Below are 24,273 nucleotides of genomic sequence, written 5' to 3' on the forward strand. Positions count from 1 at the left end.
TCAGGTGCGTGTAGACCCGGAGCGTGAAGCCAGGGTCGGCGTGCCCGAGGTAGGACGCGAGGGCTTTGATGCTCTCCCCCGCGTCGAGCAGCGACGAGGCGTAGAAGTGCCGTAGCGCGGCATCCCGGCGGCCCGGGTCGGCGTGATGCCGGCCGCCAGCATGGCTGGGCGCCAACTCTTGTCGTCGAAGGTGCGACGGTTGATCGCACCGCGCCGGGTGCTGGTGAACAGCAGTGGCACCGTGACCCGTTCGTCGCTGGCTGGGTTCTCCCACGGCAGAGTGAGCGGCACCGGGGCGAAGTCGTCGACGTGCTGCCGCAGCACCCGGGCGACGGAGTCCGGCAGCGGCACCCGCCGGTCACGGTCGTTCTTGGGCAGACCGAAGACGAGCCGGGAGCGGACAAGCTTCACCTGACGTGAGACGTGGACCCACCCCGCGTCAAGGTCGATGTCGTCGACGCCGAGCCCCAGAATTTCGCCCTGCCGCAGCCCACAGCCGGCGCCCAGATCGACCATCGCGCGGTACCGCCGGGCGAGGCCACCGCGGATTGCCGAAACCTGTTCGTACCGCCAAGGCACCACGCGGCGCTGAACCGGTCGCGGTGGCTTGACCGACTTTGCCGAACACGGGTTCTTGGCGATGCGCTCGTCATCGACCGCCGCGCCGAGGATGGTCCGCAGATGGGCGAAGACCACGGCCCGAGTCGCCGGAGCCAGCTTGCCAACCATGCGCGCGTCCCACTCCCGAATGAGCCCCGGCTTGATCGACGCCAGTTGCCGAGAGCCAAAAAACGGCAGCAGGTGCTTCCGTACCCGGAACTCCGTGCTCTCCCGGGTCGACTCGTCGAAGGAGCGCGTGCTGGCAGCCATTCGCGAGCTGGACGCGGAGCCGGCGGAATGCGTCCTCGTGGGTGACTCCGTCAGCGACATCGAGGCCGCCCATGCCGCCGGAGTCGCCGCCATCGGATACGCCAACAAGCCCGGCAAGCGCGAACGATTCGCCGCCGCCGATGTCGTCATCGACAGCATGGCCGAACTGGTGACCGCCTTCGCCGTCGACGAGCTGTAGCACCACCACTCCGCACACGAGCGCCCCGGGAGATCGTCACCGGGGCGTTTCTCGTGTCGTCGGTCCACCTCGGCGCGAAGTCGCGGTGGAGCCCTTGGAGCTAATCCAGGTCCCCGCGCTTGGCAGCGATCCACGCCTCAACATCTTCTGCAAGCCAGACGTTGCCCATCTGGAGCGTGGCTACGGGCTCAGGGAAGTCGCGCCGGTTGGTGATCTGGTAGACGCGCTGGCGCGAGACGCCACCGAGCAGGGTTCGGATCTCCCCCGAACCCACCAACCGCAGCTTCTTGCCCATGACACTGACGCTAGGCACCTGCCGACTAGGCGTGCGTCAAGTTGATGGAGACCTAGTTCGCGCTGCTACTGGTCGCTTACTCTTTACGCATGACTAGGTTCAAGTGGTTCCAACGCCCCGACCAACCTGTCGACTACGTAGCCGGTGAGCCGACCCCATCGACGTACGGCCGAGAGCCGCAGAGATGGACTGGTCGCGCCGCCGTCCCCGCACCAGAGCCACCCCTGATGACCAAGGCAGGACTCTGGCGCTCCAGGAACGCCGCGACGCGCTTCGACCAGAGGTAGGCCATGTCGATCCCGCAGCAGCGACCAGAGCCCCCGTTCCTCGTCCTGATGGCCGGCAACGTCGTCGACTTCCACAACCGCGCCACCTGCCCTCGGTGCACGCATGATGGATGCCCACGCGTGACAGAGGCCCGAGAGACCCTACGCGCCTGGCGAGACAGGAAGGGCCGACGTGAAGGCCGGTGACGTGCTGCACTTGACCCGCGCAGCCAGCCCGCAGTTCGTACGGCCGATCCTCTTCCGCCTTATCAAGATCCGCTCCGACTTTCACACCTACGACGGCTGGGCATGGCTGGACGGCTACCAGTTAGACAAGAATGGTGACGCAGCATCTCGCAGAGAGTTGTACGTGTTGATGGCGGGCGTGAAGTTGCTGCACCTACCTTCCGCACCACGGCCGAGGGCACTTAGTTCGCTGAACGCCTCATTGGTTTCAAGATCGAGCACCACGGAGCCCGGCGCCTGAGCAGCCGACCAGCAGAACCGTCGCCCCCCACAGCCACTGTGGCCAGCATGCTCTCTTGCCGCTCTTGCGCTCCGACTGGGATCAGAGGCCATCCCACTCCGCCACTCAGACCGGACGTAGCAGCTACACGAACATGACTAACAACCCAAACTGCCATGCTTCAACCCCTTCCCAGTTGCTCAGTGTGAAGGATAGGTTCCGTCAGGTAGCGATCGAGGGGAGGCTGTAATTGGATGCTGAAACCTGGCAAAAAGAGCAGATTAGCCGCGCCTACCTCCACGCGGTCGCGGCGCGGGAAGGCTGCACGCTGGGCGACTGGGCAGTCGACAAAGACGGTGTCGATACGACACTACGTCGACGCGGTCGAATGGTGGATGTCCAACTAAAGTGCACCCAAGAGTTGCGAAGGCTAGGCGACTCGTACGCCTTTGACTTGGACATTAAGACGTACGACAAACTTCGGGAAGCGGACCGGTCAGCTCCTGGATACCTGTTCGTCATGATCGTCCCCAGAGACATCAAAGACTGGATCCACCTGCACGATGACGAATTCTTCCTCTTGAGATGCACAGCCTATTACGCATGCATCCAGGACAGGCCCGCAGTCAATACGTCATCGACAACTGTCATCCACCTCCCATTCGCTAGCCGCCTTGATGGAGACGCGCTTGACCGCATGTTCGAGCATTCGCGTCGACATGCGCTGGGCACACGCGAAGGGATGGCCGCGTGATGGAATCTACCGACGAACTCTCCGCCGTCTCGCTTTCTATTGGCCCGAACGAGATTTCTAGCTACCTCACACGCTCCGGATGGAACGTGTCAACATCGAGCCGGGTAGCGCAGATTTGGACCCCAAGAAACTCGAACAGCAATGAAGACTTAGAACTGCTCGTTCCCCGAATCTCTTCGGCCCCAGACTTCCGGACTCGCCTGAAGATCCTCCTGCAAGACCTTGAAGCCCATGAACGTCGTTCGGGCGATCAAATCCGAGACGAGATGAGCCGGCAGTTCGTAGACGTGACCAACGTTTCCGCCGACCACGAGCTTGATAGCACGGTCTTTCCTCTCGACGCCGGCCACAAGCTATTCTATTCGGCTAAGAAGATGGTGATTGCCGCAGCTTCCGCCACCCTCAAGCGTCGGGGCTATTTCGGTCACGCCGTCCCCAAGCGAGCCAGAGAACAGGCAAGGAACGTTCTAGTGGGACACACCCACCCCGGGTCGTACGTTGTTCCAGTGATTACTAAAGCGCGCGTTCCTGACGCCTCATGGGAGAACGATCGACCACGCCTCGTTGAAGAGGTGGAAGAGCTATCCTTCGACCGACGCATGGTCGTCACACTTGCCAAAGGCTTGACTGTCCTGCACGAACTAGGCGTCGTGAGCGAAAATGAGCCGAGTAACCGTGATGTCTATGACGGAGTTGGAGAGGGTATCTCGTACGAACTATGCGATGGCGTTCTCCGATCGCTACGCGATCCCTCGGTTCAAGACTTTGAGGTTGGGTTTAAGTGGGCGCCTGCCGTAACTCCACCCGGAGGGGTGAAACAGCACTTTGCATTCCCGTCTGAGTCCGTTCCCCGGCTACGGCGGATCGCTCGCGGCCTTCGCAAAGATATTGAAGACCGAGAGCAAGTGATCTACGGATGGGTTGAAGTCCTATCCAGCAAAGCGGAGGATGTTGGCGGATCGGTGCGAGTCCACGCAATAGTTGGCGGCAAGCGGCGAGTGATTCGAATGAACCTTGATCGCGACAATTACGAAAAGGCCGTCGAGAGTCACAAAAGATGCTCGGTCATGGTGCGCGGAAACCTTCATATCGAAGAGGGAAAGCAGCCCGTCATGGATGTTCACTCGTTTGAGCTTGAGCAACGACTGCCTAGCACCTAACCCACACCTTGCGTCACGACAGGAACCATCGCACGAGCCTTGCCCACCGAGATCAGGTGGTGCACGCTTCTGGCCGCGACCAGCGCGCTGAGGTGTCGCAGATCAGTTGCCGGACGCCTGTCGCACATCAGTCGACAGAGGACAAACGTGCCGACAGGCACCTTGCCGAATTGCTCTCTTTTGGATCAAGGCACCGCGCTCCGCGCGGTGCGGGGGCGGCAAGCCCGGCCGGCGGCAAGCCGCCCCGGCCGCCTACGGCGCCGGGGCGGTGAGCCACCGACAGTCGCCGGGACACCGCCCCACAGTCGGGTCTCAGCTCAGCGCGACTTCGTCCGGGAAGCGGTCGTGAAGCGCGGCGACGGCATGCCTCAGGCAGTAATCGAGGCTGTGGCCGTCGACCCTGATCGCCGCACCGTCGAGCCGCTGACCCGAGATCACCACGGTCCAGGGCTTGCGCTCCCGCTCCCCGTCAATCTTGACCAGCCCGACGAGACCCATCTCCCCCAGGTGCTCCAGCAACTCCGGCACGCACTCATCCCACCTCATCCATGAATGGGATCACCGAGGCCGCTACGGAAGCCAGGGGTCGGCCTGGTCGCGTGGTCGGGGCTTCCGGCTGCCGCGCCAGTCCAACCCCGGGACTGGCTTGCCAGCTCCCGCCGCCAGAACGTACCCGGCCCTCCCACGCCGCCCCCGGCCCCGCTCCCACACCCCGAGTGCCGACCCCGACAACGCCCCCATGACGGCGCAGCCGGCGCGGTCCAAGGAAAGATCGACTGAGCCCGCGCTCAGGGCGTCTCCAGGGCGTCAGGGCGTCCTCAGGGCGTCAGATGCCGGCCAAAGCTGACCAAGGACGACCATCGACACACGGGCATAGAACCAGATCAGAAGCCTTGATCGCGGCTCTGAGCTGGTGGGCGACGGACGAGTCGACCTGTACGCCGGATTTTGTGCGCGGCGCGCGCCCGGAGGCTCGCGCCGGCGGCGGCCATCCATCTCGGCCTACCGTCGCCGGCAGGCTCCAGCGGCCTACCCGCAGACATCGGGCGGGCAGCCCTCGAGCGTCTGCGCGGGGTCGTCATCTTGCGGTGACGGCCCTTACTTGGCCTTGCTCCGGGTGGGGTTTACCGAGCCACCCCGGTCACCCGGGGTGCTGGTGGGCTCTTACCCCACCGTTTCACCCTTACCGTCCCCGATGGGGCCGGCGGTCTGTTTTCTGTGGCACTGTCCCGCGGGTCACCCCGGGTTGCCGTTAGCAACCACCCTGCCCTGTGGAGTCCGGACGTTCCTCGGCGGCGGGCTCGAGGCCCGCCGACGCGACCGCCCGGTCGACTCGTCCGTCGCGCTGTTCATCCTAACGACGCCGGGCGGCCGACTATTGCCGGCCCGCCACGGCAAGATCCTGGACGTCAAACCCGGTATGAGACAGATGGGGCAACCGGTCACGGCGACCGGTGCGCTGCCCGCCGCTCGGGCCGGATGGGCGGGGACTAGCCTCGGGGGACCATGGACCTCTCCCACGCCGTGCTGCTGCTCGCCGCCGGCCTCGCCGCGGGCACGGTCAACGCGGTGGCCGGTGGTGGTTCCCTCATCACCTTCCCCGCGATGATCGCGATCGGGCTCCCCCCGGTGCCGGCCAACGTCAGCAACTCGGTGGCGGTCTTTCCTGGGTACGTGGCGAGCGTCGCCGGGAGCCGCATGGACCTTCCGCCCGCGCGCACCCTGGCCACGCTGCCGCCCACCGCCGTGCTCGGCACGATCGCCGGTTCGCTGGTGCTGCTCGCGACCCCGGCGCGCGCCTTCGAGGTGGTCGTGCCGTTCCTGGTGCTCGGCGCGACCGCGGTGCTGGCGTTCCAGGATCCGCTGCGCCGGCTGGTCGGCCACCCGCGCGACCTGACGCCGCGCCGCCGTACCGTCACGGTGCAGAGCATCGTCGCGCTCGGCTCGGTGTACGGCGGCTACTTCGGCGCGGCGCTCGGGGTGATGCTGGTGGCGGGCCTGGCCCTGGTGCTGGACGCCACGCTGGCCCGGGTCAGTGCGATCAAGAATCTGCTCTCCGCGGTGGTGGGGCTGACCACGTTGGTGGTGTTCGCGCTCTTCGGGCCGGTCAACTGGGCGGCCGTGGCGGTGGTCGCGCCGGCCACCCTGGTCGGCGGGTACGTCGGTGCGCGGCTGGTGCGTCGGCTGCCCCCGGTGGTGCTGAAGACCGTGATCGTGCTCTTCGGCTCGGTGATCGGCCTGTTCCTGCTCTGGCGCGCCCTCGGCTGACGCCCACCCGCTCCCGAGGGCGGGACCGGGGCACAAGATCCGGACAGATTCCCTGAAAGTGTTGCCTCAACGCGCTCCGAGGCAGCACTTTCCGTGAAAGTGCTGCCTCGGGGGCGCCGAGGCGCGCCGCCCCGCCGCAAGGGTGGTGCGGCGGGGCGGCGCGGGCGGGGGACGGTGGGTCAGTACGCCTCGCCGACCGGCTCCTCCGGCGCGCCCTCCGCGCCCGCGGCGGCCCGGTTCCAGCGGGACCAGAGCACCCGCTCGCCGTAGCCGGCGGCCATCAGGTGGGCGGTGCCGAGGTAGACCAGCACACCGACGGCGAGCACCGCGAAGCCGACCCAGTACGGCAGGCCGAGCGAGTGCTCGGCGAGCTTGCCCGAGATGATCGGCGCGGGTGCGGCGGCGCCCCAGCGGACCAGGTTGAACGCCCCGGTGGCGACCCGGCGGTCGGCCGAGCCGAGGCCGAGGGCGAGGTCGGTGAGGTTGGCGTTGGCCAGGCCCATGCAGAGTCCGGAGAGGACCAGCACGACCAGGGACTCGGTGGTGCTGGTCGAGGTGGCGAAGAGCACCATGCAGGCGAGCAGCCCGACGATGGCGACGCCGATTGTCTGCACCGCGCCGATCCGGTGGGCGAGTCGATGCCCGATCAGCAGGATGCCGGCGGCCAGGCCGAGGCCCCAGCCGGTGAAGGCCAGCCCGAGCGGTACGACGTCGAGGCCGAGGAAGAGCGGCGTGTAGCCGAGGACCACGAAGAAGACGAAGTTGTACGCCGCGGTGATCAGGCAGAGCGCGATGAACGCGGGCCGCCGGTAGGTGCCGAAGATCTGTCCGACCCGGACGGGAGCCTGCCGGTTGGCGGGCTCGCGCAGCTTGCGGGCGGCCACGGCGAGGGCGAGCACCATGAACACGCCGCAGACGAAGAACGGCAGCCGCCAGCTGATCTTGCCCAGCAGGCCGCCGATCAGGGGGCCGACGGCGAAGCCGAGGCCGAGGGCGGTCTCGAAGAGTCCGACGACCCACTCCCGGTCGACGGCCAGGTTGACCAGTACCACCATGGCTGTGGCGAAGAACATGGCGTTGCCCAGGCCCCAGGCGCCGCGCAGCACGCTCAGCTGGACGATGTTGTCGCTGGCCGACGCGAGGATGGCGGCTATCCCGACGACGGAGACACCGGCGATCAGCACCGGTTTGAAGCCGAAGCGGCCGCTGGCCAGGGTGGCCGGGATCATGCCCACCGCCATGACCGCGATGTACGCGGTGAAGAGCAGTTCGACCTGCCAGGCGGTGACCCCGATCGCCTCCCCGATGGCCGGCAGGATCGGGTCCACCACGGCGATGCCGGCGATCGCGAGGAAGGCCACCAGCGTGGTGGCGTAGATGGCACTGCGGTTCGGTTCGGCGCGCCGATCCACTCCGCCTCCCAGATAGCTGTATCTTACAGGTAATTATCCTGTATCATACAGCTATGAATGCGGACCTCTCCACGGGCGCCGACGACGACGAGGTCACCCTCGGCCGGATCGAGACCGAGGTGGCGATGCTGATGCGGCTCGGCGAGGCCACCCGGCGGCGCACCGGTGCGGAGCACCGGGTGCTCGACCGCGCGGCGTACGTCATCCTGCGGCACCTCGCCGACGCCGGGCAGCAGAACGTCTCCGCACTCGCCGCCCGACTCAACCTGGACGGCTCGACGGTGACCCGGCAGGTCTCGGCCATGCAGCGCGACGGCCTGATCGTCCGCGAACCCGACCCGCGTGACGGGCGGGGCATGGTGGTCTCCCCCACCCCCGCCGGCCTGCAACGGATGGCGGCGGTGCAGGCGGCCCGCACCCGGCTCTACGGCGACATCCTGGCCGGCTGGGCACCGGAGGATCGGGACACCCTCGCCGACATGCTGCACCGGCTCAACGAGGCCCTGGAACACCGCCCCCACCGCTGAGCCAGCGCGGCCCGCCGGGCGCGCTGGCCCTCACCGGTGAGCCGGGACCGCCGAGGCCCGAGCCGCGACGTGGAGGGGCCTCGGTCGACGCCGGGCGTCGACCGAGGGCCCCTCCACTCATGCGACCGGTTCGGGGGCGGCGTCCGCGCCGGCGCGGTCACCGGGGGTGACCCGCGGATCGCCCTCGTCGGCGAAGTAGTCGTCCCGCGCCGTGCCGTCGACGCCCTCGGCCACCTTGGCGGCCCGCAGCGCCAGCGTCACCACCGCCGCGACCAGCAGGTTGGCCAGCACGGCGACGATTCCGACGTAGATGGTCTTCTGGGTGTCGAAGCCGAACTTCTCCAGCGGGAACGCCGAGCCGGCGAAGTGCTTCCGGGTCGGGCTGGAGATCTGGTAGAGCATCCACATGCCGAGGCCCATGCCGGCCACCCAGCCCGCGACCAGGCCGCCCCGGTGGAACCAGCGGGTGTAGATGCCCAGCGCCACCGCCGGCAGCGTCTGCAGGATGATCACGCCGCCGATGAGCTGGAGATCGATGGAGAACTGCGGGTCGAGGAAGACGATGCAGGCCACCGCGCCGATCTTGACCACCAGCGAGGTGATCTTCGAGACGTTCGCCTCCTGCGCCGCGGTAGCGTCCCGCCGCAGGTACTCCTTGTAGATGTTGCGGGTGAAGAGGTTCGCCGCCGCGATCGACATGATCGCCGCCGGCACCAGCGCGCCGATGCCGATGGCCGCGTACGCGATGCCGGTGAACCAGCTCGGGAACTGCTGGTCGAAGAGGAGCGGCACGACCGTATTGCTGTCCACCGTGCCCTCCGACGCCCCGGGCAGCGGCGTCACGTCGGCCGCGATGGCCATGTAGCCGAGCAGCGCGATCAGACCGAGCAGCAGGCTGTACGCGGGCAACGCGGACATGTTCCGCTTGATGACGTCCCGGTTCCGGCTCGCCAGCACGCCGGTGAGGCTGTGCGGGTAGAGGAAGAGCGCGAGCGCCGAACCGAACGCCAACGTCACGTACTGGAGCTGGTTGTTGGCGTTGAGCAGCACGCCGTCACCGGGAGCGGGTGACGCGTCGAACTTCGCGTCCGCGGCGGCGAAGATGTCGCCCCAGCCGCCGAGCTTGTACGGCAGGTAGATGATCGCGACCAGGATCACGATGTAGATCAGTGAGTCCTTGACGAACGCGATCAGCGCCGGCGCGCGCAGCCCCGACTGGTAGGTGTAGGCGGCGAGGATGGCGAACGCCACGATGATCGGCAGGTGCCGGGCGAGGGTGCTCTCCCCCGTCACGCCCATGGCCTTGAGCACCGCCTCGATGCCGACCAGCTGCAACGCGATGTACGGCATGGTGGCCACGATGCCGGTGATCGCGATGACCAGCGCCAGCACCGGCGAGTCGAACCGGCTGCGGACGAAGTCGGCCGGGGTGACGAAGCCGTGCCGGTGCGAGACCGACCAGAGGCGGGCCAGCACCAGGAAGACCAACGGGTAGATCACGATGGTGTACGGCACCGCGAAGAAGCCCATCGCGCCGGCCCCGAAGACCAGCGCCGGCACCGCGACGAAGGTGTACGCGGTGTAGAGGTCACCGCCGACGAGGAACCAGGTGATCCAGCCGCCGAAGTTCCGCCCGCCCAGCCCCCACTCGTCGAGGTGGGCCATGTCCTTCGGCGCCCGCCACCGGGCGGCCACGAAGCCCATGCCGCTGACCAGCAGGAAGAGCAGGGAGAAGATGATGATCTCGGTGAGGTGGTCGCGCCACATCAGCGATCACCCCGCTTCTTGGTGAGCTGGTAGACCACGGTGGTGGTGGTCACGCCGAGGATGATGTAGGCGAGTTGCAGCCAGTAGAAGCGGGGGAAGCCGAAGAGGCGCGGCGAGTCCCCGTTGAAGAACGCCGGGACCAGCGGCACCACGATCGGGATGAAGAGCAACCAGTTCCAGGGGCTTTTGTCCTTCGCCCTGGTCGACGCCGTCGGCGGCGCCTCCGGGTCCGGTGCAGCCATGTGACAGACCTCCGGGAAGTCGTAGCACGCGTTGTAACGGCCGGAGGCTACGACCGTGTGACTGCCGTCACGCGACCCGTCCGGGAGGTGCTGCGCCGAACGGCGGGCGGGCTGCGCCGAACGGCGCACGGGGGCGGACCATCGCCGCACCGGCGTCCCCGGTGGACGCTCGCGCCGACCCGGACGGGCCCGGGCGCCCTTCGGCACCCGGGCCCGCCCCAGGGCTCAGCGGATGGCGGTCACTGCCGCGCCGCCCAGAGCAGGGCGCGACCGAGCTGCGCCTGCAGACCCTTCGGGTGCAGGCGGAACGTCGGGTCGGTGCCGAAGAGCACCACGCCGTTGCCCCCGGCGGAGACCCCGCGGACGATGCTGGCCCGGTCGGCCGCCGCCGACTGGCCGCCGGCCCCCTCGGTCGCCCACCAGCCGGAGAGCAGCGGGTCCGCGGCGTACGACTGCTCGACGGTCACCCCGGCACCCAGGCCGGTGAACCAGACCGGTTGGCTGATGAAGGAGTGCTCGGCCGCGCCGGAGCTGACCGGACCACCGGCGTTGACCACGTTGGCCACCCCGCTCGCCAGGCTCGGGCCGGCCGTCGCGGTCACCGTGAGCAGACCGGCGGCGTTGCTGAAGCCCGCCCCGGGCGTACCCACACCGACGACACCGCCGCCGCGGGCCAGGAAGGCGTCGAGCGCGGCCCGGTTCTCCGGCGTCAGGTTCGCCAGGTTGACGCTGCCGGCGACCACGAGCACGTCGACGTCCGCGGTGAGGGTGGTGCCGAGCGTGCTCGCGGTCAGCGCACGGGCCGGGAAGCCGAGCTCGGCCAGCGTGTCCCGCTCCTCGACGGTGCCGAGATAGCCGACCACGACCTCGTCGAGCCGGATCCCCCGCCAGTGCTTCGGCGCCCGCTCGAAGGTCACGCCGTGCGCCCGGACCTCGGCGCCGGCCAGCCTCCGGTTCCCCGGCGTGCCGGGTACGACCACCGACCCGTCGGCGAGCCGGTGCACCGCGACCCCCTTACCCAGCAGCGAGTTGACCACGAGCAGGTCGGCCGCGTCGCGCAGGTCGAGGCGCAGGTCCCCGTTGCCGGGCGCCAGATACCCCTCGGCCACCCCGTCGTACGTCCGCTCCAGGCGCACGTCGGGCAGCTCGTCCCAGAGGGTGTCCACGGTGGCGCCCCAGGTCAGCCCCTGGCTCCAGGCGGCCGGGCCGGCGTAGAGGTCGTCCACCCGGTCGGTGATGTCGGCGCCCGGCTCCAGCAGCGAGTTGACCAGGCCGCGCTTGGGCTGGTGCAGGTCGATGACGTACGAGCCCGCCTCGTAGCGCCGGCCCTCCGCGGTGAACGACTTCTTCGCCCGCCACACCCGGCCACCGCTGCCGATCAGCAGGTCGACGAGGCGGGCGGCGGCCGGTTCGGAGCGCTGCCCGGCGCCGCCGGGAATGACGTACGCGCGGGGGAAGGTGGTGCGGTAGTCGTCCTCCGGACCCCACCCCGGCACGTACCCGTCCGGGAGTTCCCGCAGCGGTTCACCCGCCCAGCCACGCCGGTAGACCTCGGCCTGGTCGTGCAGCACCTGCGCCCGGTGCTCCTGGATGTACCGCAGCGACGTGCGGATCGCCACCTCGTGGACGTCGGTGTTGATGCCCGAGCGGCGGACCCGCTCGGCGGGCGTGAGGTCGCTGCCGCGCGGGTTCAGCGGCGCCTCGATCGTGTAGGGGATGCTGCTCTGCAACATCGCGAACGACGGCACGTAGATCGGCGGGAAGTCGTCCCACACCCCCGGCTCGTCGTCGCGGAACGGGATGCGGGCCCGCTGGGTCTCGGCGTACCCGAGCTCACGCAGACCCTGCTCGATCGCGAGGGCGTTCGGCAGGCCGTGCTTGATGTACAGGTCGTACTCGTTGTTCACGTTGTGCGGCGGGGTGCTGGGGTGCAGCAGCGTCGGGTTGACGTAGCCGTGCAGGTCGAGGGTGATGATCGGCTTGGTGTCCACGATCAGCTCGCGGATCAGGTTCGTCTCCGGCTGCGACACGATCGTCAGGTCGCGGTTCAGGTCGTACCCGGCGGCGTTGGGCCGGGTGCCGGCCACCCGGCCGTCCGGATTGGAGGTGATGTTGAAGACCAGCCGGTTGCGCTCCAGCAGCCGGGTCGTCTCGGCGCTGGTGTCGGTCGCCAACTGCTCGATCACCCGCAGCGCCGCGTCGGTGCCCTCCCACTCGTTGCCGTGGATGTTGGCGTTGACGAAGAGCGGGGTCTTGTAGCCGGCCAGCAGCGCCCGGTCCCGCTGGGCTCGGCTCGGCTCGTCCTCGATGCGACGCTTCCAGAGCTCCTGCTGCCGGGCCTCGGCGCGGCTCTCCGGCGCGGTCACCGTGACCGCGTACAGGTCGTAGCCGCCGGCGGAGCGCCCGGCGACCCGGGCGGAGACCCGGCGGCTGGCGGCCTGGAGGGCGTTGAGCTTCGGCGCGATGTCGTCGTAGGGGATGACGCCGATCGGGATGGAGGCGTCCGCCGGGTTGTCGGGCCAGACCCGCAGGACGTTCTGCTGGGGATAGCCCCGGATGTCGGAGAGGTCGGGGGCGGCCGGTGGCACCGTCGGCAGCGCCGACGCGGTGGCCGGGGCGGTCAACGCCGCCGTCGAGAGGACCGCGCTGGCCACCGCGGTGGCGGCGAGTCGGGGTACGAGTCTACGAACCGACAAGGACAGGTCTCCTGTCGTGCGGAGGGGGGTGCGCGCAGGCGGACGCACCGCAGGGCCGGAGACCTGCGGAGTCGGGATATCGCCAGCAGCGTGCGAGGAAGGGTGGAACCCGGCGTCAGAGGGAGCGTCGACAGGCAGCGCTGGCGACGCGCAGGAGGTCGATGTGACCCCGCTTCGTCAGGTGAACGCTTCGCACGTAACAGATCTTCGATGTCTCACGCCGCGCTGTCAACAGGTGCACGGAACGTGCACTGTGGCGCGGAACACCACCGGCCGCGTTCAGGCGATCGCGCTCAGGTGGGCGGTCTCGTTGACCAGCCGGACCGCCACCCCGCCGTCCGGCCACAGGTCCACCACCGAGACGCCGGCCGCGTCGAGGTAGAGCCGGTGCAGGAAGGCGTCACCGGCCGCGAGGGCGTCGCGCAGCACCAGCTTGATCGGCGAGACGTGCGAGACCACCACCACGGTCTCCCGGGGGTACGCCGCGCAGAGCGCCGCCACCGCCCGGCCGGCCCGCTCGGCGACCTGGACGAAGGACTCCCCGTCCGGCGGCGCGACGGCGGTCGAGGCGAGCCAGGCGTCCAGCTCCCCCGGCCAACCCGCGCGCACCTCGGCGAAGGTCCGCCCCTCCCAGGCGCCGAAGTCGCACTCGATGAGGTCGTCCTCGCGGCGCACCGGCACGCCGCCGAGCGCCTCGGAGATCGCCGCCGCCGTCGAAGTACACCGGGACAGGGGTGAGCTGACCACGGCCACCGCGCCCGGTGCCAGCGCGGCCACCCGGGCCGCCGTGGCCCGGATCTGCTCGCCCCCCCGGGCGGAGAGCGCGACGTCGCCGCGACCGGAGTAGCGGCCCTGCTCGGTGTACTCGGTCTCGCCGTGCCGCACCAGCACCAGCCGGGTCGCCGTGAGGCTGGGCCGGGGCTCCCAGGAGGCGGGCGCGGTGCTCGCGTCGCCGCCGGTGACCCGCGCGTCGGCGGCGCTGGCGGCGACCTCACCCGCCCGGTCCCGCAGCGCCGGATCGGGGCCCGCCACCTCGCGCGGCGGCTCGACGATCCGGGGTGGCTCGACGGCCGCGCGGGCCGGTACGCCGGCGGCGGCGGCGTCCATCGCCGCGTTCGCCAGCGCGTCGGCGTGCCGATTACGTTCCCGCGGCACCCAGCTGAACCGGACCGCGGCGAACCGGGCCACCAGCTCGGCGGCCTGCGCGGCGAGCGGGCGGAGGCCGACGTTCTTGATCTGCCAGCGACCGGACATCTGCTCGACCACGAGCTTCGAGTCCATCCGGGCGTCGACCTCGGTGGCGCCCAGCTCGGCGGCGGCCTCCAAGCCGGCGATCAGACCGCGGTACTCGGCCACGTTGTTGGTGGCCACCCCGATCGACTCGGACCGCTCGGCGAGCACCTCACCGGTCTGCGGATCGCGGACCACCGCGCCGTAACCGGCCGGGCCGGGGTTGCCCCGGGACCCGCCGTCCGCCTCGATCAGCACCACCCGTCCGGTCATCGCCGTTACAGACCCGACTCGTTGGTACGCACCATGATCCGGCGGCACTCCTCGCAGCGGACCACGTCGTCCGGGGCCGACTTGCGGATGCGCGCCAGGTCCGCGCCGGAGAGCTCCAGCCGGCAGCCGCCGCAGCGCCCGGCGGTGAGCAGCGCGGCGCCGAGGCCGGTCTCCTCGCGGATGCGCTCGTAGAGGGTGACCAGGTCCGACGGGAGGTCGTCGGCGAGCGGCTGGCGGGCACCGCGCTTGAACTCCTCCTCCTTGGCGATCTCGGCGAGGCTCTCGTCGCGGCGCTGCTCGGTGGCCGAGCGCTTGTCCCGGGACCCGGCCAGCCGCTGCTCCACCCCGTCGAGGGCGCCCTGGGCGGTCTCCCGCTGCTCCATCAGCTCGAGCTCGGAGTCCTCCAGGTCGCTCTGGCGCCGGTTCAACGACACCAGCTCGTGCTGCAGCGCCTCCAGCTCCCGGGCCGGGCCGCTGCCGGCGGCGAGCCGCGCCTCGTCCTTCTCCTTGCGGGCCCGGACCTGCTCGACGTCCTTCTCCACCCGGGCGATGTCCCGGTCCAGGTCGTCGACGGCCACCTGGGCGCGTACCCGCTCGTCCTCCAGCGCGGACAGCTCCCGGGCGAGCGCCTCCAGCTCGGCCCGCTCCGGCAGCGCACGGCGGCGGTGGGCGAGCTGGGCGAGGGCGGTGTCGATCGCCTGGAGGTCGAGCAGGCGGCGTTGGACCTTCGGGTCAGCCTTCACGGTCGGGGCTCCTTGTCGTCCACGGCGGGGGTGGAAGCATGCACGGTCCAGGGGTCGGTGTCCAGGTCGGACACCAGCGTCTCGACGCCCGTCGTCTCCCGCAGGAGTGCCGCCAGGTCGTCGAGCCAGGGTCGCTCGGTCGCCCAGTGGGCGGCGTCGAGCAGCGCGGCCCCGTCGGCGGCGAGGTGTTCGCCGGCCGGGTGGTGTCGCAGGTCGGCGGTGAGCAGGGCGTCCGCCCCGGCTGCGGTCGCGTCGCCGAGGAAGGCGTCGCCGGAGCCACCGCTGACCGCGAGCGTACGCACCGTCCGGCCCGGGTCGCCAGCCGCGCGTACCCCCCAGGATGTGGCGGGGAGCACCGCGGCGGCGTGCCGGGTCAGCTCGGCGAGCGTCATCGGGCTGGGCAGCTCACCCACCCGGCCGAATCCCCGACCCGGCCCGTACGCGGGCGAGCCGGGCGCGGCCGGGCGGAGCGGACGCAGACCGGTGAGCCCGAACCGGGCGGCGAGGGCGTCGGAGACCCCGGGGGCGGCCACGTCGGCGTTCGTGTGCGCCACGTAGAGCGCCACCCCGGCCCGGATCAGCTGGTGGACGATCCGCCCCTTGTACGTCGTCGGCGCGACCGACGAGACTCCGCGCAGCAGCAGCGGATGGTGGGCGACGATCATGTCGACGGCGGCGTCGAGCGCCTCGGCGACCGTCTCGGGGACCACGTCCACCACGCAGAGCACCCGACGAACGGGGGCGGACGGCTCACCGAGCACCAGGCCGACCCGGTCCCACTCCTCGGCCCAGACCGGCGGGTAGCGCCGCTCCAGCTCGGCGACCACGTCGGTCACCGTCGGCCCTGCTCCGGTTGTGCTCACGGCGCGCCAGCTTACCGGCGCGGGCCGTGCCCGACCGCCTCCCCCGCCGAACGAGCTGCGCAGCGCCACCCGACCGGCGGGTCAGACCACCGGGCAGAGCCGGTCGCGGAGCGCGGTGAGCCCGACCTCCCACGGGAAGGCGTGCAGGTGCCGCTCCCCGGTGCCCGGCGCGTGCAGCGGGAAGACGTCGTCGCCGAAACGCACGGTCACGCCCCACTCGTCCAGCCGGGCGAGACCGGCCCGGAACGCCGGGTGGGCGGCCATCGCCGCGTTGGTGAACGGTACGGCCACGATCGGCTTGCCGAGCCCCTGCGCCTCCACCAGCAGCCCCAGCGCGAGGGTGTCGGTGATCCCGGCCGCCCACTTGTTGACCGTGTTGACCGTCGCCGGGCAGACGATCATCGCGTCGGCGGGCGGCAGCAGGTCCGGATCGCTGGGTTGCTTGTAGTGGGAACGGACCGGATGTCCGGTCTGGCGGGCCAGGGCGGGCCGGTCGACGAACTTCGCGCCGTCCGGTGTGGTGATCACACAGACGTCCCAGCCGTCCTGTTGGGCCAGGCTCACCAGCCGGCCGACGTTGCGGGCGAGCGGCGAACCGCAGGCGATGACGTAAAGCACCTCACGGCGCTCGTTGACGAGTTGCGGGCCGGCCATCAGGCCGACTCCGCGCTCATACTCCTACTCCCATGTGCTCAGCCAACTCCGCAATCGGAGAAGGCGGCGCACCACGTGTGCGACGGAGGATGTCGGACATCACCTCGTGCGCGATCGGCCGGCAGCGGATCTCCGACGGCGCGAGCCGGTCGCCGCGCAGCAGCATCTCCCCGGCGTTGGCGACGTCGCCCATCTGGGCGTAGCCGCGGGCGATGTCGAGCAGGTGGTGCGCCCGCCGCTCGGGCAGCAGCGCGTTGAACGGCGGCTCCTTGATGCGCAGCTGGTGCACCTCCACGGCCCGGCCCCCGTCGCCCAGCTCGACGGCGGCGGCCGCCCGGTGCAGCTCGAGGTTGGTCGGGCCGAACGACGTCCAGTAGTGGTTCTGGTCGCTGCCGAGCAGGACGGCCGCCTCCTCGGCACCGCTGATCAGGTCGCCGACGGTGGCCGAGTCACCGATCCGGGCGGCCGCCATCGCACCCTGGAGCAGGAGCAGGCCGTAGACGCTGAGCCGTTCCGGGGAGGCGTCGTTGGCGCCGCCCGGCGCGAGCCGGTTGGCGATGGTGACGTTGAGCTCCAGCGCCGGCCGGGGGCGGCCCATGGCGACCAGGGCGTTGCAGACCCGGGTGGTGGCGATGCCGGCCAGCAGCTGGTCGTCGGCCCGTTGGGCGACCGCCATCGACCGGTCCGCGGCGAGCCAGGCCAGGTCGCACTCGCCGAGCTTGCGCAGCACCGAGGAGGCGATCTGGTAGACCTGCCCGAGCAGGTGGGCCGCCTCGCGGCCGTCGTCGCCGCTGCAGCCGGCGTCCGCCGCCTGGGCGTCGCGCAGCAGCTTCGGCAGCGCGCGGGTGAGCATCCCGTAGCGGCCGTACTGGTAGGTGAGCCAGGCGTGGTTGACGGCCTTGCGCATGTCGGCCAGCGGTGGCGGGTACGGCGCGGCGTCGAAGTAGGCGCTCATCGAGTCGTACCGTTCGAGGGCCGCCCGGATCTCCTCGACCTCGACCTGGTCGATGCAGTTGAGCGCGTCGGTACGCCGCTCCGGGTCCTTGCCCAGCAGCAGCTGCACGTCGACCTGGAGGATGTCGGCGATCTCGTAGAGGACGGAGAACTTGTCGAGCCGGCGGACGCCGCGTTCGACCTTGTCCACCCAGCTCTTCGACTTGCCCAACCGGTCGGCGAAGACCTGCTGGGACATCTTGCGCCGTCCTCGCCAGTAGGCCACCCGACGACCTATGGGTAGGTCCTCCATCTCCGATCCCTCCCCTGTACGGCGTGGTCGCCGCGTGGTGCCGGGCGGCGGAGGCGCGGGGGGCGTTCCGCCTTCTTCAGGTTTTCCCTGGTCGCACAGCCAGTGCGTCAGCCGTACAGCCAGTCCTCGTAGTTTTCGTGCAAGTTGCATCAGCCGTTCGTCAGCTAAACGATCGCGGGTTACGACAGTGACGGCGCTCGACGTAACAAGCGAAGCCCGTCGGGCCCGACGAGAGGAGTGGCACAGATGTGGGGGAACGTCGGCCCGCGGGTCGCGCAACTGTCGCCTCTGGAACGGGTCCGGCTGCGCCGGGTCGCGGTGCGCTACGCCCTGCACGGCTGGGAGGTGACGCCCGGGGCGTGCCTGGCCCGTAGCCGCTTCGTCTGCGGACGCGCCGGCTGCCCCACGGTCGGCTGCCACCCCGCCCTGGAGAACTGGGAGCACGCGGCGAGCGCCGACCCGGCCCGGGTGGCGACCTGGTGGCGTACCCGGCCGCACGGCGTCCTGCTGCCCACCGGCCGCGCGTTCGACGTCCTCGAGGTCCCCGCCCACCTCGGTCGGCTGGTGCTGGACGCGCTCCAGACCCACCCGGCCGGCACGGGCGTCCGCGGGCCGGTGCTGGTCACCCCGACCGGACGCTGGATGTTCCTGGTACGCCCGGGCGACCCGCTCCGGCCCGAGCTCGAGCACTGCTTCCACGTGGTGCGGCACGGGCCCGGATCGTGGATCCCGGCGCCCCCCACCCGGCTGCCGGAGGGCGCCGTACGCTGGGCCGTCGCACCCGAGCAGGCCCGCTGGCAGCTGCCCGACTCCTACCTCGTGCAGAACACCCTGATCGACGCCCTCCGGGCGACCGGCATCACGCTCACCTCCGACCTGATCCCCGGTCACCTGCCCCTGCCCCGACGCGGCATGTGATCCGCCGGTCCAGCTCGGACGGCTCAGCCGGGCGGGCCTGCGGCCGACGTGGGCCCGCGACGCCGCCGGCTCGGGTACGACGACGGCAGCGTCGTCGGAGCACCCGGCCTCGTTGAGCACGGTGACGGCGCGGACCCGCGCCGGGAGCGGGGGGAATGATGTCCACCGACAACACCGCGCCGCAGACCGGCGGCAGCGAGCCGCCGAACCGCAGCCGCCCGCGACGTCGCTGGGCCGGCACCCGACCGGCGGGCTCCCGTCCCGGTCGTCCCCGGCCGATGGGCTCCCGCCCCGCCGGCACCCACCGCCCGATCCGCTGACCCGACCCTCCGTCCGCTCCGCCGCCCGCCCCGCCGGGGTCACCTCGCTCCGGCCGCGGTACCCCGGCGTCGCACCGCCACCGCGCACCGACTTCGCGCACCGCCACGCGCACCGACTTCGTCGGATCGGCGAAGTGGCACGCGCGCCGGGCAGCTTCAGCTCCACTCTGGAGTCCGCGACCTCCGGCACGCCCCTCCCCCGAGGTCGCGGACTCCGTTCGCCCGGCTATCCGGGCAGCCCGACAGTCGTGTCGATCAGCTGAGCGCGCCACCGCCGCGGTGTGTGAGTACGACCCGGCGGTATCAGCGCGGATACCACCGCGTCGGCCCACCCAGCCCGGCCCGCCGGGCCCCGCCTGTTGCTGCCGGATCATCCGTATCCGCCCCTGCCGGGCGGGCTGCCGCGAGCGCCCGGAAGGTCGCGGGAAGTCACCGCTCGCGCAGCCCGCCCTCGCTGGTGCTTCCGGCACCTCTTGTCGGCCCCGACCCCCGCCCCGGCACGCCCCTGCGGCGTGCGGCGAGGCGGAGGCACCGAGGGTGTGGCACGGCCGGGCGGGGCGCGTAACACGGCAGCGCGGCCGGCCCGGGCCGGGGGCAAAAGGACCGGCAGCGGGCGGCGTGAGCCGTCGCCGCAGCGGGTATGCCGCCGAACCGCTGAACCGTGAGGGGAAGGCACCGCCATGCTCAGCAAAGAGGATCAGCGCAGGTTCGAACAGATCACCCGGCAGCTCCGCGAGAGCGACCCGGCGTTCTTCGCCCGGCTCGACAACCGGGCACGCGGTCGCCGTGGTCGCTACCTGCTGCTGTTGACCATCGTGCTGTGGGCCGCGCTGCCGGCGATGACCGTACTGGCCGGGCGGATGGCCGGCGCCATCTGCGCAGTGGTACTGGTGGCCAACGCGGTGCTCATGTGGCGCTTCCGCCGCCGCTGGCTATGACCGTCCGCGCCGGCCGGCCCCGGGTTCCGTACGAGACGGGACCCCGAGCCGGCCGGCGTGGACGTCGACGCAAGTCACCCACCTCCGACAACGTCCACCCCGGTCAGCCACCGAAGGCGCGATAGGCCCGTCGGAGACGCTCCAGCAGGCCCGGTCCGCCGATGGCGGGCGCCGGCGGACCCAGCTGCCGCAGCAGCAGGTCCGGTCCGGTGGCGAGGGTCGGCGGCCGGTCGGGGAGCGGCACCGGCGGCGACCAGAACCGGTCGACCGCCTCGGCCAGCGGCGACAGCGGCAGGGTGGCCAGCGCCCGCGCGGCCCCGGCCGGCGGGGCGTCCACAGGCTCCACGTCGACCGCGTCGGGCGCGTCGTTCGCCACGGACGGGATCGGCGCCGGCGCGCCGGTGGTGGACGCCCGCAGCGCCCGGAGCCGGTCGAGCAGCTCGGTGCGGCCCCGGCCACGCCAGTGCAGCAGCTCGAACGGGTCCGCGTCGAAGGCCTCGGCGAGCAGGTAGAAGGTGGCCGCCAGGTGCTTGCACGGCACCGCGAAGTCCGGGCAGTTGCAGCGCTGCTCCAACTCGTCGATCCCGGCCGGGAAGAGCGGCGCGCCCACCGTGGTGAAGAGCTCCTCCAGCTCGGACGGCAGGTCGCCGGCGAGCAGCCGGGCGCTGAAGAACGCCTGGGCGGCCAGCTCCCCCTCCACCCGGTCCCAGAGCTCGGCCGGGAACGCCGCAAGTCCGATGTGGACGTCGTACGGGCGGGGTCGGGAGCCCTGCACCGCGGCGCGCACCACCCCGGGGGCGATCTCCAGGCGGACGACCTGACCGGCCCGCGCGTACGACCGGCCGCGGGTGAGCCGGGTGCCGAGGGCGAAGGACTCCAACACCTCCAGGAACCGGCGCGACCACCAGGACTGGCCGATCGCGCCCCGGGTGCTGCGCGCCCGCAGACCACCCTCCACCCGCCGGGGGCGGCCGTAGTCGGCGAAGCGTGAACTGCTCTCGCTCACTCCACCACCGCCCCGGCCTCCAGCGCGAACAACTCGCGCAGCTGCGTCGTCGACAGCTCGGTGACCCACTGCTCGCCGGTGCCGACCACCCGGGCCGCGAGGTTGCGCTTGTCGGCGATCAGGGCGGCGACCTTCTCCTCGACCGTGCCGGCGCAGACGAACTTGCGTACCTGCACCCGACGCCGTTGGCCGATCCGGAACGCCCGGTCGGTGGCCTGGTCCTCGACCGCCGGATTCCACCAGCGGTCGACGTGCACGACGTGGTTCGCCGCGGTCAGCGTGAGGCCGGTGCCGCCCGCCTTCAGCGACAGCACGAAGATCGGCGGGCCGTCCGGGGACTGGAACCGGGTGACCATGGCGTCCCGGTCCGCCTTGCCGACGCCGCCGTGCAGGAACAGCACCTCCCGGCCGAAGCGGGCGGAGAGGTGGCCGCGCAGCATGCCGCCGAACTCGGCGTACTGGGTGAAGAGCAGCGCCTTCTCCCCCGCTGCGAGCACCTCGTCGAGGATCTCCTCCAGCCGGGCCAGCTTGCCGGAGCGGCCGTCCAGCGGCGAGCCGTCGCGCAGCAGCTGGGCGGGGTGGTTGCAGATCTGCTTGAGCCGGGTCATGGTGGCCAGCACCAGACCGCGTCGCTCGATGCCCTCACTGGACTCGATCTTGGCGAGCATGTCGTCGACCACCGCCCGGTAGAGCGAGGCCTGCTCGGCCGTCAGGTTGCAGACCACCTCCATCTCCAACTTCTCCGGCAGGTCGGAGATGATCGACGAGTCGGTCTTGAGCCGGCGCAGCACGAATGGGCCGGTGATCCGGCGCAGCCGCTCGGCGGCCTCGGCGTCGCCGTGGCGCTCGATCGGCTCGGCGTACCGCTTCTTGAACGTGGCCGCCGGCCCGAGCAGCCCGGGGTTCACGAACTGCATGATCGACCAGAGGTCGGCGAGGCGGTTCTCCACCGGCGTACCGGTGACGGCCACCCGTTGCCGGGCCGGCAGCGCGCGGACCGCCTCGGCCTGCCGGGTGGCCGCGTTCTTGATGGCCTGCGCCTCGTCCACCACCACCCGGTGCCAGTCGATGCCGGCGAGCGCCACCGCGTCGCGGGCCGCCACCGAGTACGTGGTCAGCACGAGGTCCGCGCGCTGCACGGCCTCGGTGAACTCCGCCCCCCGCGCCCGCTCGGCACCGTGATGCACGTGTACGCGCAGGTCCGGCGCGAACCGGGCGGCCTCCCGCTGCCAGTTGCCGACCAGCGACATCGGGCAGACGAGCAGGGTCGGCCCCGCCGACGGCGGGTCCCCGGCGAGCAGCGCGAGCAGCTGCACCGTCTTGCCCAACCCCATGTCGTCGGCGAGCACGCCGCCCAGGCCGAGCGACTGGAGGAAGGCCAGCCAGGCCAGGCCACGGCGCTGGTACGGGCGCAGCACGCCGCGGAACGACGCGGGTGGGTCCAGCGGGGTGAGCCGCCGCTCCACGGAGCCGGCGAGCAGGTCGCCCAGCGCCCCGTCGGCGGTCACCTCCAGCACCGGCAACGCCGCCTCGTCGTCGCCGGCGGTGAGGCCGAGGCGCAGCAGGTCCGCGATGGTCAGTTCGCCGGAGGAGCGGAGCAGGCGCAGCCCGGCGGCGAGCCGTTTCGGATCCAGCTCGACCCAGCGGCCCCGCAGCCGGACCAGCGGGGTCTTCAGCGACGCCAGCGACGCCAGCTCCTCGGCGCTGAGCGGCTGGTCGCCGAGGGCCACCTCCCACCGGTAGTCGACCAGGGCGTCCAGCCCGACGCCGCCGCCGGTGGTGGCGACCGTGCCCGGGGCGGCGCGGCCACGGGCGCGCAGGCGGGCGCCGAGCCGGGCCGAGGGGCGCCGCCACCAGGAGGGCAGCAGCACGCCGAACCCGGCGGCGTGCAGCACCGGGGCGCCCTCCCGCAGGAACCGGTGCGCGCCCTCGACGTCCAGCTCCAGCAGCTCCGGCGCGGCCGTCCGCAGCGCCTCGTCCAGCTCGGGCCAGAGCCGGCTGGCCCGGCCCAGCTCGGCCAGGAGGGTCTCCTGCGCGTTGCCGGTCCGGCCGGCGAGGGCGGTCACCGCCGCCGGATCTCGCCAGACCTGCCCGGCGTCGACGTGCAGGCTCGGCTCGTCCGCGGCCTGGAGCCCGAACTCCAGCCGCCACCGGCCCTCGGCGACGGCGCCGGGGCCGACCAGGTCGGCGGCCTCCGCACCGGGGACGGTCACCAGCACCGGCTCGGTGATCTCCTCGGGGGGCGGCTCGACCAGCCGGAAGCTGGCCCGCACCCGGCCGCCCGCCGCGTCCCGCTGCCACGCGTCCAGCTCGGTCCGGAGGGCGGCCAGCGCGGCCGGGTCGGCGGTGAACTCCCGCTGCGGGCCGGCGAGCGCGGCCAGCCAGGCGGGCAGTGGGCCGCCGGGCCGCATCCCGCGCGCCAGCGCGGTCTCCGCGAGCACGGCGCGGGCGGCGGCGTCGGCGAGCGCGTCCAGGGCGTTGGTGAGCAGGTCACCGGGGGCACGGTCGGGTTCGGCGGCGCGGGCGGCCGGGGGCAGGGCGAGCGCGAGGGAGCGTGCCCAGCCGGCGTCGACGCCGGTGAGCAGCGGTCGCCACACCGCCCGCGCCGGGTGCCCGTCGGCCACGCCGGGCAGGACCCGGCCGCGGGCCACCAGGTCGACGGCGAAGTGGGCCAGCTCGGCGAGGTGGCGCAGGGTCGCCCCGGGCGCCACCGGCAGCTCGTCCAGGGCGCGCAGCAGGGGCAGCGCGGCGTCCGTGGCGTACCGCAGGACGGGGACCCGCCAGCCGGTGAGGGTGACCCGCCCGCGCGGCGGGTCCCCGACGGCGGGCCGGACCAGCTCCGGCGATTCGAGGGGTACGCCGCCCCGGGCCGGCAGGGTGAGCAGCGCCGAGCCGAGCCCGGTCGGCTCGGCGACCTCGGCGAGCGCGGCGGCGAGCGCCGGATGGTCGGCGGCGAACGGGTGGGGGCGTTCCCGGGGCGGCCGGCCCGGGCGCCGCGGCGCCTCGGCCGGCAGCGCGCTCTCCTCGCCCCAGACGGCGAGCACCGGCTCGCCGGGCGCGCCGGGCAGCCACAACCCGTGGATGACCAGCACGTGCTCCCCCTCGTCGACGCCCGGGCCCAGGATAGGCGGCCCGGGTCGGCGCGGCGTCGCCACCGGGC

At 71.6% G+C, this 24,273-nt stretch carries 23 protein-coding genes and 1 other RNA gene; 8 read left to right on the forward strand and 16 right to left on the reverse strand.

Going from position 1 to position 24,273, the window contains the following annotated elements:
• The gene (locus D7044_RS32900) at positions 1-870 is read right to left on the reverse strand and encodes a tyrosine-type recombinase/integrase (protein ID WP_267901588.1); all 870 of its coding nucleotides are present in this window, start codon (positions 868-870) and stop codon (positions 1-3) included.
• Between D7044_RS32900 and D7044_RS08165 the strand changes: the two genes are divergently transcribed.
• A complete protein-coding gene (locus tag D7044_RS08165) occupies positions 857-1,069 on the forward strand; it encodes an HAD family hydrolase (protein ID WP_233564897.1) in 213 nt (70 codons plus the stop codon). The two genes, D7044_RS32900 and D7044_RS08165, sit on opposite strands and share 14 nt — an antisense overlap.
• Positions 1,070-1,169: 100 nt before the next feature.
• Here the strand turns inward: D7044_RS08165 and D7044_RS08170 are convergent, their stop codons facing one another.
• Entirely contained in the window at positions 1,170-1,364 is a 195-nt protein-coding gene (locus tag D7044_RS08170; RefSeq protein WP_233564898.1) for a helix-turn-helix transcriptional regulator, read from the reverse strand.
• A gap of 459 nt (positions 1,365-1,823) precedes the next feature.
• On the opposite strand from D7044_RS08170, the gene D7044_RS08175 reads away from it, so the two are divergent.
• The 3 genes from D7044_RS08175 (at position 1,824) to D7044_RS32100 (ending at position 4,010) form a co-directional block, all read left to right on the forward strand.
• A complete protein-coding gene (locus D7044_RS08175) occupies positions 1,824-2,117 on the forward strand; it encodes a hypothetical protein (protein ID WP_120688416.1) in 294 nt (97 codons plus the stop codon).
• A 229-nt stretch (positions 2,118-2,346) separates the two neighbouring features.
• Positions 2,347-2,850 (forward strand): DUF4365 domain-containing protein, encoded by a 504-nt coding sequence (locus tag D7044_RS08180; protein WP_199716524.1) that lies wholly within the window; start codon positions 2,347-2,349, stop codon positions 2,848-2,850.
• Positions 2,850-4,010: a hypothetical protein gene (locus tag D7044_RS32100; RefSeq protein ID WP_147434602.1), complete on the forward strand. Its 1,161-nt coding sequence runs from the start codon at positions 2,850-2,852 to the stop codon at positions 4,008-4,010. The genes D7044_RS08180 and D7044_RS32100 overlap by 1 nt, the downstream gene beginning before the upstream one ends.
• Positions 4,011-4,322: 312 nt before the next feature.
• On the opposite strand, the gene D7044_RS08190 is transcribed toward D7044_RS32100, so the two are convergent.
• Both D7044_RS08190 and rnpB read right to left on the reverse strand, forming a co-directional pair.
• On the reverse strand, positions 4,323-4,538 hold the full coding sequence (locus tag D7044_RS08190) for a hypothetical protein (RefSeq protein WP_233564899.1): 216 nt from the start codon (positions 4,536-4,538) through the stop codon (positions 4,323-4,325).
• A gap of 393 nt (positions 4,539-4,931) precedes the next feature.
• Positions 4,932-5,346: RNase P RNA component class A (gene rnpB / locus D7044_RS08195), an RNA gene on the reverse strand.
• 170 nt (positions 5,347-5,516) lie between these two features.
• Here rnpB and D7044_RS08200 point away from each other — a divergent pair.
• The gene (locus D7044_RS08200; protein WP_120688419.1) at positions 5,517-6,278 is read left to right on the forward strand and encodes a sulfite exporter TauE/SafE family protein; all 762 of its coding nucleotides are present in this window, start codon (positions 5,517-5,519) and stop codon (positions 6,276-6,278) included.
• A gap of 179 nt (positions 6,279-6,457) precedes the next feature.
• Here D7044_RS08200 and D7044_RS08205 read toward each other — a convergent pair whose 3' ends face one another.
• Positions 6,458-7,690, reverse strand: a complete 1,233-nt coding sequence (locus D7044_RS08205) for an MFS transporter (protein ID WP_120678463.1) — start codon at positions 7,688-7,690, stop codon at positions 6,458-6,460.
• A 53-nt stretch (positions 7,691-7,743) separates the two neighbouring features.
• Between D7044_RS08205 and D7044_RS08210 the strand changes: the two genes are divergently transcribed.
• A complete protein-coding gene (locus tag D7044_RS08210; protein WP_120678465.1) occupies positions 7,744-8,217 on the forward strand; it encodes a MarR family winged helix-turn-helix transcriptional regulator in 474 nt (157 codons plus the stop codon).
• Between the two features lie 117 nt (positions 8,218-8,334).
• Here D7044_RS08210 and mctP read toward each other — a convergent pair whose 3' ends face one another.
• The 9 genes from mctP to D7044_RS08250 all read right to left on the reverse strand — a co-directional run bounded on the left by mctP (position 8,335) and on the right by D7044_RS08250 (position 17,931).
• Complete coding sequence (mctP, locus tag D7044_RS08215) at positions 8,335-9,984, reverse strand: monocarboxylate uptake permease MctP (protein WP_120688420.1); 1,650 nt, start codon at positions 9,982-9,984, stop codon at positions 8,335-8,337.
• Positions 9,984-10,226: a DUF3311 domain-containing protein gene (locus D7044_RS08220; RefSeq protein ID WP_120678469.1), complete on the reverse strand. Its 243-nt coding sequence runs from the start codon at positions 10,224-10,226 to the stop codon at positions 9,984-9,986. The genes mctP and D7044_RS08220 overlap by 1 nt, the downstream gene beginning before the upstream one ends.
• Before the next feature lie 239 nt (positions 10,227-10,465).
• Positions 10,466-12,922 carry a M14 family zinc carboxypeptidase gene (locus D7044_RS08225; protein WP_120688421.1) on the reverse strand — a complete coding sequence of 819 codons (2,457 nt, stop codon included), beginning with the start codon at positions 12,920-12,922 and terminating at the stop codon, positions 10,466-10,468.
• 115 nt (positions 12,923-13,037) lie between these two features.
• Positions 13,038-13,268 (reverse strand): putative leader peptide, encoded by a 231-nt coding sequence (locus tag D7044_RS33505; protein WP_411710968.1) that lies wholly within the window; start codon positions 13,266-13,268, stop codon positions 13,038-13,040.
• On the reverse strand, positions 13,202-14,425 hold the full coding sequence (locus D7044_RS08230) for a bifunctional RNase H/acid phosphatase (RefSeq protein ID WP_120688422.1): 1,224 nt from the start codon (positions 14,423-14,425) through the stop codon (positions 13,202-13,204). The genes D7044_RS33505 and D7044_RS08230 overlap by 67 nt, the downstream gene beginning before the upstream one ends.
• A gap of 5 nt (positions 14,426-14,430) precedes the next feature.
• Positions 14,431-15,168, reverse strand: a complete 738-nt coding sequence (locus D7044_RS08235) for a zinc ribbon domain-containing protein (RefSeq protein ID WP_120678474.1) — start codon at positions 15,166-15,168, stop codon at positions 14,431-14,433.
• Entirely contained in the window at positions 15,165-15,995 is an 831-nt protein-coding gene (locus D7044_RS08240) for a Nif3-like dinuclear metal center hexameric protein (RefSeq protein ID WP_199716537.1), read from the reverse strand. Before D7044_RS08240 ends, D7044_RS08235 begins: the two co-directional genes overlap by 4 nt.
• Positions 15,996-16,112: 117 nt before the next feature.
• On the reverse strand, positions 16,113-16,685 hold the full coding sequence (locus D7044_RS08245) for a flavoprotein (protein ID WP_120678479.1): 573 nt from the start codon (positions 16,683-16,685) through the stop codon (positions 16,113-16,115).
• Between the two features lie 16 nt (positions 16,686-16,701).
• The gene (locus tag D7044_RS08250) at positions 16,702-17,931 is read right to left on the reverse strand and encodes a helix-turn-helix domain-containing protein (RefSeq protein ID WP_120678481.1); all 1,230 of its coding nucleotides are present in this window, start codon (positions 17,929-17,931) and stop codon (positions 16,702-16,704) included.
• 246 nt (positions 17,932-18,177) lie between these two features.
• On the opposite strand from D7044_RS08250, the gene D7044_RS08255 reads away from it, so the two are divergent.
• Complete coding sequence (locus D7044_RS08255; protein WP_120678483.1) at positions 18,178-18,849, forward strand: bifunctional DNA primase/polymerase; 672 nt, start codon at positions 18,178-18,180, stop codon at positions 18,847-18,849.
• 1,000 nt (positions 18,850-19,849) lie between these two features.
• Positions 19,850-20,107 carry a DUF3040 domain-containing protein gene (locus D7044_RS08260; RefSeq protein WP_120678484.1) on the forward strand — a complete coding sequence of 86 codons (258 nt, stop codon included), beginning with the start codon at positions 19,850-19,852 and terminating at the stop codon, positions 20,105-20,107.
• Between the two features lie 103 nt (positions 20,108-20,210).
• Here the strand turns inward: D7044_RS08260 and D7044_RS08265 are convergent, their stop codons facing one another.
• A complete protein-coding gene (locus tag D7044_RS08265) occupies positions 20,211-21,113 on the reverse strand; it encodes an SWIM zinc finger family protein (RefSeq protein ID WP_120678486.1) in 903 nt (300 codons plus the stop codon).
• The gene (locus tag D7044_RS08270; protein WP_120688423.1) at positions 21,110-24,205 is read right to left on the reverse strand and encodes a DEAD/DEAH box helicase; all 3,096 of its coding nucleotides are present in this window, start codon (positions 24,203-24,205) and stop codon (positions 21,110-21,112) included. The genes D7044_RS08265 and D7044_RS08270 overlap by 4 nt, the downstream gene beginning before the upstream one ends.
• Positions 24,206-24,273: the final 68 nt, after the last annotated feature.

Source organism: Micromonospora musae (assembly GCF_003626635.1).
GTDB lineage: Bacteria > Actinomycetota > Actinomycetes > Mycobacteriales > Micromonosporaceae > Micromonospora > Micromonospora musae.